12 protein-coding genes are annotated in these 14,601 nt (G+C 58.8%); 1 reads left to right on the plus strand and 11 read right to left on the minus strand.

Going from position 1 to position 14,601, the window contains the following annotated elements; translation table 11 throughout:
• Nucleotides 1–9 precede the first annotated feature (9 nt).
• The 3 genes from folP to rlmE all read right to left on the minus strand — a co-directional run bounded on the left by folP (nt 10) and on the right by rlmE (nt 3,611).
• The gene (gene folP, locus DM374_RS05145; RefSeq protein ID WP_110968918.1) at nt 10–861 is read right to left on the minus strand and encodes a dihydropteroate synthase; all 852 of its coding nucleotides are present in this window, start codon (nt 859–861) and stop codon (nt 10–12) included.
• Nucleotides 862–869: 8 nt separating this feature from the next.
• A complete protein-coding gene (ftsH, locus tag DM374_RS05150) occupies nt 870–2,777 on the minus strand; it encodes an ATP-dependent zinc metalloprotease FtsH (protein ID WP_110968919.1) in 1,908 nt (635 codons plus the stop codon).
• 210 nt (nt 2,778–2,987) lie between these two features.
• Nucleotides 2,988–3,611 (minus strand): 23S rRNA (uridine(2552)-2'-O)-methyltransferase RlmE, encoded by a 624-nt coding sequence (gene rlmE, locus DM374_RS05155; protein WP_110968920.1) that lies wholly within the window; start codon nt 3,609–3,611, stop codon nt 2,988–2,990.
• 100 nt (nt 3,612–3,711) lie between these two features.
• Here rlmE and DM374_RS05160 point away from each other — a divergent pair, with 100 nt between their 5' ends.
• Nucleotides 3,712–4,020, plus strand: a complete 309-nt coding sequence (locus DM374_RS05160; protein ID WP_110968921.1) for a YhbY family RNA-binding protein — start codon at nt 3,712–3,714, stop codon at nt 4,018–4,020.
• 12 nt (nt 4,021–4,032) lie between these two features.
• Here DM374_RS05160 and DM374_RS05165 read toward each other — a convergent pair whose 3' ends face one another.
• The 8 genes from DM374_RS05165 to grpE all read right to left on the minus strand — a co-directional run bounded on the left by DM374_RS05165 (nt 4,033) and on the right by grpE (nt 14,391).
• On the minus strand, nt 4,033–4,428 hold the full coding sequence (locus DM374_RS05165) for an MFS transporter (RefSeq protein WP_110968922.1): 396 nt from the start codon (nt 4,426–4,428) through the stop codon (nt 4,033–4,035).
• Nucleotides 4,429–4,456: 28 nt separating this feature from the next.
• Nucleotides 4,457–4,939 carry a transcription elongation factor GreA gene (gene greA, locus DM374_RS05170; RefSeq protein ID WP_177431512.1) on the minus strand — a complete coding sequence of 161 codons (483 nt, stop codon included), beginning with the start codon at nt 4,937–4,939 and terminating at the stop codon, nt 4,457–4,459.
• Entirely contained in the window at nt 4,936–8,157 is a 3,222-nt protein-coding gene (gene carB / locus DM374_RS05175; protein WP_110968923.1) for a carbamoyl-phosphate synthase large subunit, read from the minus strand. Before carB ends, greA begins: the two co-directional genes overlap by 4 nt.
• A gap of 107 nt (nt 8,158–8,264) precedes the next feature.
• Nucleotides 8,265–9,401: a glutamine-hydrolyzing carbamoyl-phosphate synthase small subunit gene (gene carA / locus DM374_RS05180; protein WP_110968924.1), complete on the minus strand. Its 1,137-nt coding sequence runs from the start codon at nt 9,399–9,401 to the stop codon at nt 8,265–8,267.
• Nucleotides 9,402–9,668: 267 nt separating this feature from the next.
• Nucleotides 9,669–10,472, minus strand: coding sequence for a 4-hydroxy-tetrahydrodipicolinate reductase (dapB, locus tag DM374_RS05185; protein ID WP_110968925.1), 804 nt, complete (start codon nt 10,470–10,472; stop codon nt 9,669–9,671).
• 13 nt (nt 10,473–10,485) lie between these two features.
• Nucleotides 10,486–11,610, minus strand: a complete 1,125-nt coding sequence (dnaJ, locus tag DM374_RS05190; RefSeq protein ID WP_110968926.1) for a molecular chaperone DnaJ — start codon at nt 11,608–11,610, stop codon at nt 10,486–10,488.
• A gap of 192 nt (nt 11,611–11,802) precedes the next feature.
• Nucleotides 11,803–13,722 carry a molecular chaperone DnaK gene (dnaK, locus tag DM374_RS05195; protein ID WP_110968927.1) on the minus strand — a complete coding sequence of 640 codons (1,920 nt, stop codon included), beginning with the start codon at nt 13,720–13,722 and terminating at the stop codon, nt 11,803–11,805.
• A gap of 102 nt (nt 13,723–13,824) precedes the next feature.
• On the minus strand, nt 13,825–14,391 hold the full coding sequence (gene grpE / locus DM374_RS05200) for a nucleotide exchange factor GrpE (protein ID WP_110968928.1): 567 nt from the start codon (nt 14,389–14,391) through the stop codon (nt 13,825–13,827).
• Nucleotides 14,392–14,601: the final 210 nt, after the last annotated feature.

Here is a 14,601-nt window from a genome sequence, read left to right on the forward strand (position 1 = left end):
CCGTCACTCTTATTCGGCGGCTTGTACCGCAGCGATCATCCGTACGATGTCGACAGTCTCGGCAACATCGTGAACACGAAGGATCTTCGCTCCTTTGGTGATCGCCAATGCGGCCAGCGCCAAGCTGCCATATAGCCGTCCATCTACAGCCCGATTAAGGGTCAGGCCGATCATACTCTTGCGCGAGACACCCACCAGCAATGGGCGCCCCAAGCGCTGCAGGCTGTCCATATGCTTGAACAGGCTGAGATTATGCTCCAGCGTTTTGGCAAAACCGAAACCTGGGTCAAGAATTATGCGCTCCGACTCGATTCCAACCGAACTGCAGGCAGCCATCCGCTCCTCGAGATACGTCGCAACCTCGGCAGTCACATCGCCGTAGCTTGGGGCGTCCTGCATGTTTCCGGGCTCACCGCGCATATGCATGAGGCACACAGGCAAGCCGGTAGCCGCAGCGGCATCCAGGGCGCCGTCACGACTGAGCGAGCGGACATCGTTGATCAGCCCTGCCCCGAGGCGCGCTGACTCACGGATAACCGAGGGTGTCGAAGTGTCCACCGAGATGACCACATCCAGCTCACGATTCAGAGCCTCGACAATAGGCGCAACACGCTCAAGCTCTTCAAGGGCAGTGACAACGCGCGCCCCCGGCCGAGTGGACTCCCCACCCACATCGATCAACGTAGCGCCGGCAGCCACCATTTCCTCGGCATGGCGCAGCGCCGCGTCGCGCTGAGTGAAGCGGCCGCCATCTGAAAAGGAATCCGGGGTGATATTGAGAATACCCATTACATGGGTAAGTGAAAGGTCAAGAACCCGGTTGCCGCAAGGCAACCGGGTTGGGTACTGCTGTGAAGTCATGTCAGCCCTTAGTGTTGCGCTGCCGGCCCACCGATTGGGGACTCCGGACGATCACCCTGCGAAGCCGTCGTTCCAGATGCACCCGAATCACCATCCCAGTCACGCGGTTCACGCGGCGGGCGGCCAGCCATGATGTCTTCAATCTGCTCGGCATCAATGGTTTCGTACTTCATGAGTGCGTCAGCCATTGCATCGAGCTTGTCACGGTTGTCGGTGAGGATCTGCTTGGCCGTGGCATAGCACTGATCGATGATGCTGCGAACCTCAGAGTCGATCAGCTTCGCAGTCTCGCCGGACACACTGGCGTGCCCAGAACTGGAGCCGCGCCCCAGGAACACTTCACCCTCTTCTTCGGCGTACATGAGCGGGCCAAGCTTCTCCGACAAGCCCCACTTGGTAACCATGTTACGAGCGATCTGACTGGCACGCATGATGTCGTTGGAAGCGCCGGTTGTCACACCGTCAAAGCCCAGCGTCATTTCCTCAGCAATACGGCCGCCGTACAGTGAACAGATCTGACTGATCAGCGCACGCTTGGAGAGGCTGTAACGATCCTCTTCCGGCAGGAACATGGTCACACCCAACGCTCGGCCGCGAGGGATGATCGATACCTTGTAAACCGGATCGTGCTCCGGAACGATGCGACCAACGATCGCATGGCCCGCCTCGTGGTAAGCGGTGTTCTGTTTCTCTTTTTCCGACATGACCATGGATTTGCGCTCGGCACCCATCATGATCTTGTCTTTGGCCAGCTCGAACTCCTTCATTTCGACCACGCGCTTGCCGCCCCGCGCCGCGAAAAGAGAAGCCTCGTTGACCAGGTTGGCCAGGTCAGCACCAGAGAAGCCAGGAGTACCGCGAGCAATGACTGCAGGATTGACGTTTTCGCCAATCGGCACCTTGCGCATGTGGACCTTGAGAATCTGCTCACGGCCACGAATGTCTGGCAAACCGACCACCACCTGGCGGTCGAAACGGCCGGGACGCAGCAAGGCAGGGTCAAGCACGTCTGGACGGTTGGTTGCGGCGATCACGATGATGCCATCGTTCATCTCGAAGCCATCCATCTCCACCAGCAGCTGGTTGAGGGTCTGTTCACGCTCGTCGTGACCGCCACCCATGCCAGCACCACGATGGCGACCTACAGCGTCGATTTCGTCGATGAAGATGATGCAAGGCGCATGCTTCTTGGCCTGCTCGAACATGTCACGTACGCGACTGGCACCCACACCCACAAACATTTCAACGAAGTCGGAACCGGAAATGGTGAAGAACGGAACCTTCGCCTCACCGGCAATGGCCTTGGCCAACAATGTCTTACCGGTACCAGGAGGGCCAACCATCAAGACGCCGCGAGGAATACGACCACCCAGGCGCTGGAACTTGCCCGGATCACGCAGGAACTCGACGAGCTCGCCGACTTCTTCCTTCGCTTCATCACAACCCGCCACGTCGGCCAGTGTGGTTTTGACCTGATCCTCAGACAGCAGTCGCGCCTTGCTCTTGCCAAAGCTCATCGGCCCGCCTTTACCACCGGCGCCGCCTTGCATCTGCCGCATGAAGAACATGAAGACCGCAATGATTACGAGGATCGGGAAGCTGGCTACCAGTAGCTGCGTCCAGATGCTTTGCTGCTCTGGCTGCTTGCCTTCGACCACAACATGGTTGTCGACCAGGTCGCCAATCAGGCCGTTGTCCTGAATCGCCGGACGAATGGTCTTGAAGGTGTCGCCATCAGTACGTTTACCTGTAATGACGTAGCCGTCGACCGCAACGCGCTCGACCTTGCCATCCTTGACTTGCTGGATGAAGTCGGAATAGTTGAGGGTTTGCGGCTCATTCGGGCTGGAGAAGTTGTTCATCACTGTCACCAGGACAGCCGCGATGATCAACCACAGGATCAAATTCTTTGCCATATCGTTCAATTAGCTACCCTCTGAAGCAGGTTTAGGCGCAACCGTGCCTCGCATGATAATCACCGGCGTAACTTACTACATTACCTACAACAGCAGTTGGCGCCGTCTGTAACCCTTTGTGAATCTAGACTACACGATGTTCATTCATATCAGACAGACCGGCTGATTGGAAAAAACTATCGCTGCCTCAAGAAGCCGCCGGTGATGCTTTTATTCCCCGCGATACCCTCTCGCCAGCAGGTACTGCTCTCGTGAGCGATCACGCGAAGAGTCGGGTTTCAGCATCTGCACCTTGTCGAACTTCTTACGAGCATCCTTGAGGTAAACGTCAAAGCCTTCACCCTGGAAAATCTTGATCAGGAAATCACCACCGGGCTTGAGCACGCGAGTAGCCAGATCAATGGCTAGCTCACAGAGAAACATCGCCTTGGGGATATCGACGGCTGGCGTACCACTCATATTGGGGGCCATATCGGAAATCACAAGGTCCACATGCGAATTACCGACCGCCTCAAGAATTTGTGCCAGCACATCATCCTGAGTGAAGTCGCCCTGAATGAAGGTGACATCAGGAATGCTGTCCATCTCCAGGATGTCAGACGCGATCAGACGCCCTTGACCGCCGATCAGACGACTGGTCACCTGCGACCAACCACCTGGCGCGGCCCCTAGGTCGACCACGCTCATGCCAGGACGGATGATTTTGTATTTTTCCTGAATTTCCAGCAGTTTGTAGCTCGCACGCGAGCGATAACCATCCTTTTGCGCCATTTTGACGTAAGGATCGTTGAAATGTTCTTTCAGCCAGCCAAGGCTTGTCTTGGAACGCGCCACTGGGCACCTCGATGATTAGGGTCGTGATTAACTGGGCGGATCCACGGGCCCTCGGGTAAAATGGCCGCCATTTTTACAGAATCAGACAAAGGGTCAGATTATGCCGCTCAATAACGAGCAGAAGAAACAGTACAAATCCATTGGCCACGATCTGAAACCAGTTCTGATTGTGGCAGGCAATGGACTGACTGAGGGCGTTCTTACCGAACTGGAACGCGCCCTGGCCGATCACGAACTGATCAAGGTCGAGATCCGCTCGGATGACCGCGAAGAGCGTGCCGCAGCAATCGCCGAACTGTGCAAGGTTGGCCGCGCCGAACTGGTGCAGACCATCGGGAAGAAGGCACTGATCTATCGCCGCAACCCACAGCCGAACAAGCAACTGTCGAACATCCATCGCTACAAGTGATGTTCGCTCCGATCAGTGGCGCGCTTTGCGCGCCCTGCCCGGCACCGGTTGCAACACTATCAGCAGACCAGTAAGGCCCAGCACCAGGTAACAGAACAACTGCCAGCGCAGTTGCCCTGCGAACACCGTGCTCAGTAAGAAGTAGACAGCACACGCCAGCACCGCCATAAGCAGCAACTGCCCACGCGCGTCCCGCCATAGACTGGTCATGCCCTCGGCCCGGACCAGCACCAACACCTGAACGCCGCTACCGACAGCCGCGAAAGCCACCAGCAATGACGCCACCACACGACTGACATCCTCGACCAGCAACGGCGCTAGGCCGACCCGATTCAGCGCGGGCAACAACCCCAGATGAAGGATCCACAGGCCACCGACCCAGAGTACCTGGGCCAGCTGCCAGATCACGGCCGTGGCAGTGAAGCCACGGGACCGGTCAGATGTGTTTGACTTCGACAATCTCGTACTCGAGCGTGCCACTAGGTGTCTTGACGACCACCACGTCACCTTCTTCCTTGCCGATGATGGCACGGGCAATCGGCGCGCCCGCCGACAGCTTGCCCTTCTTGATGTCGGCTTCGTCCTCACCAACGATCTGGTAAGTCACCTGATCGCCAGTCTCGGTGTTTTCCAGGACCACGGTAGTGCCGAAAATGACCTTGCCAGTGTGGGCAATAGTGGTCACGTCGATCACGACCGAGTTCTGCAAACGGCCTTCGATATCACGGATACGGGCTTCAACCATGCCTTGCTCCTCACGAGCGGCATGGTATTCAGCGTTTTCCTTGAGGTCACCCAGCTCGCGCGCTTCGCCAATCGCCTGACTCAGGCGCGGGCGCTCGGTCTTGCTCAGGAACAGGTGCTCTTCTTCCAGGGCGCGAGCGCCCTGAACGGTCATCGGGTATTTGGTAATGCTCATGCTTTAAGTCCTGCATGCAGATCCTGCAAGCGGCGAACGGTCTTTTCCGGACCGAATTTCAGCGCTTCACAGATAGCTTCACCGGCCGCAATGGTAGTGGTGCAGTAAATCTTGTGCTGCAACGCATTGCGACGAATCGAGTAGGAATCGGCAATCGACTGACGACCTTCGGTGGTGTTGATGATCAGCGACACTTCGTCGTTCTTGATCATGTCGACCACGTGCGGACGACCTTCGGTCACCTTGTTCACGCGACGCACTTTCAGGCCAGCCGCTTCGATGATCTTGGCGGTACCGGCAGTAGCAACCACTTCGAAGCCCAGAGCGATCAGGTCACGGGCAACGCCAGCCACTTGTGGCTTGTCGTCATCACGCACGCTGATGAACGCAGTACCGCCGGTCGGCAGCACTTCGCTGGCGCCCATCTGCGCTTTGGCGAAGGCTTCACCGAAGCTGTCGCCGACGCCCATCACTTCACCGGTGGATTTCATCTCAGGGCCGAGGATCGGGTCAACACCCGGGAACTTGGCGAATGGGAACACCGCTTCCTTGACACTGTAGAAGTTCGGGATGATTTCCTTGGTGAAGCCCAACTCTTTCAGCGATTTACCAGCCATGACGCGCGCGGCGATCATCGCCAGCGAAGTGCCGATGCACTTCGACACGAATGGCACGGTACGGGAAGCGCGCGGGTTGACCTCGATCACGTAGATCTTGTCGCCCTGCAGCGCCAGCTGGACGTTCATCAGACCAACAACGCCAAGTTCCAGGGCCATCTTCTTGACCTGTTCGCGGACTTCGTCCTGAACATGGGCTGGCAGCGAGTATGGCGGCAGCGAGCACGCGGAGTCACCGGAGTGAACGCCGGCCTGCTCGATGTGCTGCATGATTGCGCCGATAACCACGTCGGTGCCGTCGCACACCGCATCCACGTCCATCTCGATGGCGCAGTTGAGGAAGTGGTCGAGCAGGACCGGGCTGTCGTTGGAAACCTGTACGGCTTCGCGCAGGTAGCGCTTGAGCTCGTCCAGCTCGTAGACGATTTCCATGGCACGGCCGCCCAGCACGTAGGACGGGCGAACTACCAGCGGATAACCGATAACACCGGCGGCACGAATGGCTTCGTCTTCGCTACGCACGGTGGCGTTTGGCGGCTGCAGCAGATTCAGGCGCTGAACCATCTGCTGGAAGCGCTCACGGTCTTCCGCGCGGTCGATGGCGTCAGGGCTGGTACCGATGATTGGCACACCGGCCTCTTCCAGCGCGCGAGCCAGTTTCAGCGGGGTCTGGCCGCCGTAGTGGACGATCACGCCTTTCGGCTTCTCGACGCGAACCACTTCCAGCACGTCTTCCAGCGTCAGCGGCTCGAAGTACAAACGATCAGAGGTGTCGTAGTCAGTGGAGACGGTTTCCGGGTTGCAGTTGACCATGATGGTCTCGTAACCGTCTTCACGCAGGGCCAGTGCCGCGTGTACGCAGCAGTAGTCGAACTCGATGCCCTGGCCGATACGGTTTGGACCGCCGCCCAGAATCATGATCTTGTCGCGAGTCGACGGGTTGGCCTCGCACTCTTCCTCATAGGTCGAATACAGGTAGGCGGTGTCGGTCGCGAACTCGGCGGCGCAGGTATCGACGCGCTTGTAGACCGGGAACACTTCCAGCTTATGGCGATGACGACGCAGATTCTTGTCAGTGATGCCAAGCAGCTTGGCCAGACGCTGGTCGGAGAAGCCCTTGCGCTTCAGGCGCAGCATCAGGTCCTTGTCGATGGTCGACAGACCGAGGGTCTTGACCTTCTCTTCATCCTTGATCAGGTCTTCGATCTGGATCAGGAACCAGTGGTCGATGCTGGTCAGGGCGAAGATTTCGTCGCGGGTCATACCGGCGCGGAAAGCATCAGCCACATACCAGATACGCTCGGCGCCCGGCACGGTCAGTTCGCGCTTGAGAATGCTTGAGGCTTCAGGGCTGGCCAGATCGACTTTAGGGTCGAGGCCGCAGACGCCAACTTCCAGACCGCGCAGGGCTTTCTGCAGGGACTCCTGGAAGGTACGGCCGATGGCCATGACTTCACCCACGGATTTCATCTGGGTGGTCAGGCGGGCGTCGGCTTTCGGGAATTTCTCGAATGCAAAGCGCGGCAGCTTGGTAACGACGTAGTCGATCGACGGCTCGAAGGACGCCGGGGTACGGCCGCCAGTGATGTCGTTCTGCAGTTCGTCGAGGGTGTAGCCGACCGCCAGCTTGGCCGCGATCTTGGCGATCGGGAAACCGGTGGCTTTCGAAGCCAGGGCGGAAGAACGCGATACCCGCGGGTTCATCTCGATCACGACCATGCGGCCGGTGTCCGGGCAGATACCGAACTGAACGTTGGAACCGCCGGTTTCGACGCCGATTTCACGCAGCACCGCCAGGGAGGCGTTGCGCATGATCTGGTATTCCTTGTCGGTCAGGGTCTGAGCCGGTGCGACGGTGATCGAGTCACCGGTGTGCACACCCATCGGATCGAAGTTCTCGATGGAGCAGACGATGATGCAGTTGTCCTTTTTGTCGCGGACCACTTCCATCTCGTACTCTTTCCAGCCGATCAGCGATTCGTCGATCAGCAGTTCCTTGGTCGGCGACAAGTCCAGACCACGGGCGCAGATTTCTTCGAATTCTTCACGGTTGTAGGCGATGCCGCCGCCGGTGCCGCCCATGGTGAAGGACGGACGAATGATGCAAGGGAAGCCCAGCTTGTCGAGGACCGCGTTGGCCTCGTCCATGGTGTGCGCGATACCGGAACGCGGGCAATCCAGGCCGATCGACTTCATGGCCTTGTCGAAGCGCGAGCGGTCTTCGGCTTTGTCGATGGTGTCGGCGTTGGCACCGATCATTTCCACGCCGAATTTTTCCAGGACGCCTTCGCGCTCCAGGTCCAGGGCGCAGTTCAGGGCGGTCTGGCCACCCATGGTTGGCAGCAGCGCATCCGGACGCTCTGCCTCGATGATCTTGGCAACCGTCTGCCACTTGATCGGCTCGATGTAGGTGGCGTCGGCCATGGCCGGGTCAGTCATGATGGTGGCCGGGTTGGAGTTCACCAGGATGACGCGATAGCCTTCCTCGCGCAGGGCTTTGCAAGCCTGGGCGCCGGAGTAGTCGAATTCGCAGGCCTGGCCGATCACGATCGGGCCAGCGCCGAGAATCAGGATGCTTTTAATGTCTGTACGTTTTGGCATGGTTGTCACTCAAATCCGCAGGTCAGTCGGCAAGCCGTCTTGAACAATCTTGGTCAGGCGCGCCCGAACCAGGCCGAAGCCGGTTCAGGGCCTTCTCGCAGGGATGCTTAGCGGCGCTTGGCCATGGCATCGATGAAGCGATCGAACAGTGGCGCGACGTCGGTCGGGCCAGGGCTCGCTTCAGGGTGGCCCTGGAAGCTGAACGCGCTCTTGTCGGTACGCTCGATACCCTGCAGGGTACCGTCGAACAGCGACTTGTGGATCGCACGAACGTTGGCCGGCAGCGTGGCCTCGTCGACCGCGAAACCGTGGTTCTGGCTGGTGATCATTACAACGCCGGTATCCAGGTCCTGGACCGGGTGGTTGGCACCGTGGTGGCCGTGACCCATCTTGACGGTCTTGGCGCCGGAGGCCAGGGCCAGCAGTTGGTGACCGAGGCAGATACCGAACACCGGAATCTCGGTCTCGAGGATTTCCTTGATGGCCTGGATAGCGTAGTCGCAAGGCTCTGGGTCGCCAGGGCCGTTGGACAGGAACACGCCATCAGGTTTGAGCGCCAGGACTTCGCTGGCCGGGGTTTGCGCCGGCACCACGGTCAGGCGGCAGCCGCGAGCAACCAGCATGCGCAGGATGTTCAGCTTGACGCCGTAGTCGTAGGCGACGACGTGGTACGGCAGATCGGCAGCCTCGATGGTCGGGTGGCTGTCGCTTTTCAGCTCCCAGACACTGGAACGCCATTCGTAGGAAGTCTTGGTGCTGACCACTTTGGCCAGGTCCATGCCTTTCAGACCAGGGAAGCCGCGAGCGGCGGCAATGGCGGCTTCTTCGCTGATGTTGTCACCCGCGAGGATGCAACCATTCTGCGCGCCCTTTTCACGCAGGATGCGAGTCAAGCGGCGAGTGTCGATACCGGCGATCGCCACGACATTGTTGGCTTTGAGGTAGTCGCTCAGGGACAGCGTGTTACGCCAGTTGCTGGCAATCAGCGGCAGATCACGGATAACCAGGCCGGCCGACCATACGCGGTCGGACTCGGCGTCTTCCGGAGTAGTACCGGTGTTGCCGATGTGTGGGTAAGTCAGGGTAACGATCTGTTGCGAGTACGAAGGGTCAGTCAGGATTTCCTGATAGCCGGTCATTGCGGTGTTGAACACCACCTCGCCAACGGTCTGACCGTCGGCTCCAATGGCTTCACCGCGAAAAATGCTGCCATCGGCAAGGGCGAGTATGGCTGGCTTAGTCAAGAAGACCTCCGTAAATAGCCTGAAGGGGCGATCGCAGGTTGCAAAAAAGCGGAATGACGTATAGACACGTCACCCCGCTTTCTTCGTCGAATTATCTGCGCGCTTTTAGTGGACACACTAAAGCTGTAGCTTACAGAAATGTGCTTTTTTGGTCTACCACTGATGTGCCTGAAAGGCTCAGGAATGCGACAAGTCGCACCACAAGGGCTGCGAAAACGAGCTGGCGATCACTGACCAGCCCGTTTCCGAGAGAGATGAGGCGATAAATCAATGCAGGTCGAGCACATCCTGCATGTCATACAGACCTGGCTCACGACCATCGAGCCAGAGCGCAGCACGCACCGCACCCTTGGCGAAGGTCATGCGACTGGATGCCTTGTGAGTGATCTCGACACGCTCGCCTTCTGCGGCAAACAGCACCGTGTGGTCACCCACCACGTCACCGGCACGCACAGTGGCGAAACCGATGGTCTGGCGATCACGTGCGCCGGTCTGGCCTTCACGACCGTAGACAGCCACTTCCTGCAGATTGCGACCCAGCGCCTGGGCAACCACTTCGCCCATGCGCAGCGCGGTACCGGATGGCGCATCGACCTTGTGACGGTGGTGAGCCTCGAGGATCTCGATATCCACCTCATCACCCAGCACACGAGCAGCGGTGTCGAGCAGCTTCAGACACAGATTGACACCGATGCTGAAGTTGGCGGCAAAGACGATCGGAATCTCTTTACCGGCCTCGGCCAGCAGTTGCTTTTCCTCGACACTGAAACCCGTGGTGCCGATAACCATGGCTTTACCCGCCTTGCGGCAGAAAGCCAGGTTCTTCAGCGTGACCGAGGGGTGAGTGAAATCGATAAGCACATCGAACTCATCCACGACTCGCACGAGGTCACCGGAAAGCGGTACACCAATGCGTCCCAGCGCAGCCAGCTCACCAGCATCAGCACCCACCAGCGTGCTGTCGGGACGATCAACCGCCGCCGTGAGACCGGCACCCTGAGTCTGCTGAATCGCCTCGATCAGGGTTTTGCCCATGCGCCCTGCCGCGCCCACTACCGCTATACGTCGCATGCCTTTTCCTTTTTTACAGATCGCCGAAGAAGCGCTTTACACCCTCGAACCAGCCATTGGCCTTGGGAGAATGGGAACTATCGCCTTCCAGTGAAGCACGCAGTTCTTCGAGAAGCTCACGCTGACGACGACTGAGATTAACCGGGGTTTCTACCGCCACCCGACACACCAGGTCACCGGCACCACCGCCACGCACCGGAGCGACACCCTTGCCGCGCAGACGGAACTGCTTGCCGGTCTGGGTCCCTTCCGGGATCTTCAGCTTGACCCGACCATCGAGAGTCGGCACTTCCAGCTCGCCACCCAGCGCAGCGTCGGTGTAGCTGATTGGCACTTCGCAGTACAGGTGCTTGCCGTCGCGCCGGAAGATCGGGTGCTCACGCACATTGATCACGACGTACAGGTCACCAGTGGGACCACCCTGAGTACCCGCCTCGCCCTCGCCGGAAAGACGAATGCGGTCGCCGGTATCGACGCCAGCCGGCACCTTGACCGACAGCGTCTTGTACTCTTCGATGCGTCCTTCGCCGTGGCAGGAGTCGCACGGGTCGGTGATGATCTTGCCCTGACCCTGGCAGCGCGGACAGGTCTGCTGCACAGAGAAGAAGCCTTGCTGCATGCGCACCTGACCGATACCACCGCAGGTCGGGCAGGTCGCCGGCGAAGAACCTTTCTTCGCACCGGAACCGTCGCACGGATTGCAGTTGACCAGCGTTGGTACACGGATATTGACCGTGGTACCGCGCACCGCTTCTTCAAGGTTCAGTTCCAGCGTGTAACGCAGGTCGCTGCCACGCTGGGCGCCGCCACGAGAGCCGCCGCGGCCACCACCGAAGAAATCACTGAAGACATCGCCGAAGATGTCAGAGAAGTTGGCGCCACCGAAGCCCGCACCGCCGCCACCCATGCTTGGGTCGACACCGGCATGGCCATACTGGTCGTAGGCCGCGCGCTTGCTGGCATCGGACAGGACTTCGTAAGCCTCGTTGGCTTCCTTGAATTTCTCTTCCGACTCTTTGTCGTCGGGATTACGGTCCGGGTGATGCTTCATCGCCAGGCGGCGATAGGCCTTTTTCAGATCGGCCTCGCTTGCGCCTCGCTCGACTCCCAGAACCTCGTAATAGTCACGCTTCGCCATGGTTCTATGCACTCTTGAGGACGTTCGGCAAACCTCTGCGCGTTGAGCGCTGTGCCGACAGCACCGGCATGTAAACCAGTGCTGTAAAAATTCGGGTATTCCAGACACGCCAACGCGGGAGCAAGCCCCCGCGCGGCGATATCCTACCAGTCAACGTCAAACATCAGTCAACCGGCCGACAACAAGCAGCAATTACTTGTTGTCTTTGACTTCTTCGAACTCCGCGTCGACGACGTCGTCGTGCTTGGCTTCATCAGCCGGCTGTGCCTGAGCACCCGCTTCCGGCTTTTCGGCCTGCTCGGCGTACATCTTCTGAGCAACCGGAGCGGAGACTTTCGACAGCTCTTCGACCTTCGCATCGATAGCAGCCTTGTCGTCGCCTTTGACAGCAGCTTCCAGAGCAGCAACAGCAGCTTCGATCGCGGACTTCTCGTCAGCGGTTACCTTGTCACCGGCATCAGCGACCATTTTGCGAGTCGAGTGAACCAGTGCATCACCCTGGTTACGGGCTGCGGCCAGCTCTTCGAACTTGCGGTCTTCCTCGGCGTTGACTTCAGCGTCGCGGACCATCTGCTGGATTTCTTCCTCGGACAGACCGGAGTTGGCCTTGATCACGATGGACTGTTGCTTGCCGGTGGCCTTGTCTTTCGCGCCGACGTGCAGGATGCCGTTGGCGTCGATGTCGAAGGTCACTTCGATTTGTGGCACGCCACGTGGAGCAGGTGGAATCTCGGCCAGGTCGAACTTGCCCAGGGACTTGTTCTGTGCGGCCTGTTTGCGCTCACCCTGCAGCACGTGAATGGTCACGGCATTCTGGTTGTCATCGGCAGTCGAGAACACCTGCGACTTTTTGGTCGGGATGGTGGTGTTCTTCTCGATCAGCGCGGTCATCACGCCACCCATGGTTTCGATACCCAGGGTCAGCGGGCTGACGTCCAGCAGCAGCACGTCTTTCACGTCACCGGCCAGAACAGCACCCTGGATGGCAGCACCCATGGCAACAGCTTCGTCCGGGTTGACGTCTTTACGCGCTTCCTTGCCGAAGAAATCAGCAACGGTTTTCTGCACCAGCGGCATACGGGTCTGGCCACCGACCAGGATCACGTCGTCAATCTTGCTGACGTCGATACCGGCATCTTTCAAAGCGATGCGGCAAGGCTCGATGGTGCGCTGAACCAGATCTTCGACCAGCGACTCCAGCTTGGCGCGGGAGATCTTCACGTTCAGGTGCTTCGGACCGGTCGCATCAGCAGTGATGTACGGCAGGTTGACGTCGGTCTGCTGGCTCGAGGAGAGCTCGATCTTGGCTTTTTCAGCAGCTTCTTTCAGACGCTGCATCGCCAGCGGGTCACCCTTAAGGTTCATGCCGCTTTCTTTCTTGAACTCGTCGACGAGGTAGTCGATCAGGCGAATATCGAAGTCTTCACCACCGAGGAACGTGTCACCGTTGGTTGCCAACACTTCGAACTGGTGCTCGCCGTCGACTTCAGCGATCTCGATCACCGACACGTCGAAGGTACCGCCACCCAGGTCATAAACGATGACGGTGTGGTCGCCCTTGGCTTTGTCCATACCGTAGGCCAGAGCGGCTGCGGTTGGTTCGTTGATGATCCGCTTGACGTCCAGACCTGCGATACGACCAGCGTCTTTGGTTGCCTGGCGCTGGCTGTCGTTGAAGTACGCAGGAACAGTGATGACGGCTTCGGTCACTGCTTCGCCGAGGTAGTCTTCGGCGGTTTTCTTCATCTTTTTCAGGACTTCGGCGCTGATTTGCGGCGGAGCCATTTTCTGACCGTTCACTTCGACCCAGGCGTCGCTGTTGTCAGCCTTGACGATCTTGTACGGAACCATCTGGATGTCTTTCTGCACGACTTCTTCATCGAAGCGACGGCCGATCAGACGCTTTACCGCGTACAGGGTGTTGTGCGGGTTGGTCACCGCCTGGCGCTTGGCCGACTGGCCAACCAGGATTTCGCCATCGTTGGCGTAAGCGATGATCGACGGCGTGGTGCGAGCGCCTTCGGCGTTCTCGATCACCTTGACGTTGCCGTTTTCCAGAATGGAGACGCAGGAGTTGGTAGTCCCCAGGTCGATACCGATAATTTTGCCCATGTTAACTCTCCCGAAACTTTGGATTTGGTTGCCACAGTGGTGTTGGCCAACTGCGGTAGCACTTAAACGCTTGACACCTAGATGGGGGTCGCCAGGTTAATTTCAAGCCTTCTCGTCGATAGAAGGCGAAACTGGCGCCGGAGCCTTGCTGACCACGACCATTGCCGGGCGCAGCAGGCGACCATTGAGCTGATAGCCCTTCTGGAAGACCTTGAGCACGGTGTTCGGCTCGACCTCGGCACTTTCCTGCAGGGCCATTGCCTGGTGATGCTCAGCGTTGAACGGCTCGCCGTGCGGATCAATGGCTTCGAGGTTGAAGCGCTTGAGGGTGTCCTGGAACATCTTCAGGGTCAGCTCGATGCCTTCGCGCATCGGACGAATGCTTTCGTCATCCGGGTTGGACAGCTCAAGACCGCGCTCCAGGCTGTCGATCACCGGCAGCAGGTCGCCAGCGAACTTCTCCAGGGCGAATTTGTGCGCCTTTTCCACGTCCTGTTCGGCGCGGCGGCGAATATTCTGCAGATCGGCCGCGGTACGCAGGGCCTGATCCTGGGCCGCCGCCAGTTGCTCTTCGAGCACCTGTACGCGCGCAGCCAGCTCGTTGGCGCCCGCGTCGGCGGATTTATCGGCGTTCAGATTCTGTTCGTCCAGCATCTGTTCATCAGCCATGAAATCTCTCCTCTCATTTCGTCAGCGAGCTCGACTCGCGTATCTGCCGGCCTATATGGGGTCGCAAAAAGCAGCTTCAAGGGTGATTGAACATCAATGTGGCGACGACATAACTGTCCGCGATCAAAACGCGGCCTCGGCGACGGAATCGGACTAAGCGCGGGCATTGTCAGGGAATTTGAAAACACTGTATAAATAACCAGACATTTT

Origin of the sequence: Pseudomonas huaxiensis (genome assembly GCF_003231275.1) — a bacterium.
GTDB lineage: Bacteria > Pseudomonadota > Gammaproteobacteria > Pseudomonadales > Pseudomonadaceae > Aquipseudomonas > Aquipseudomonas huaxiensis.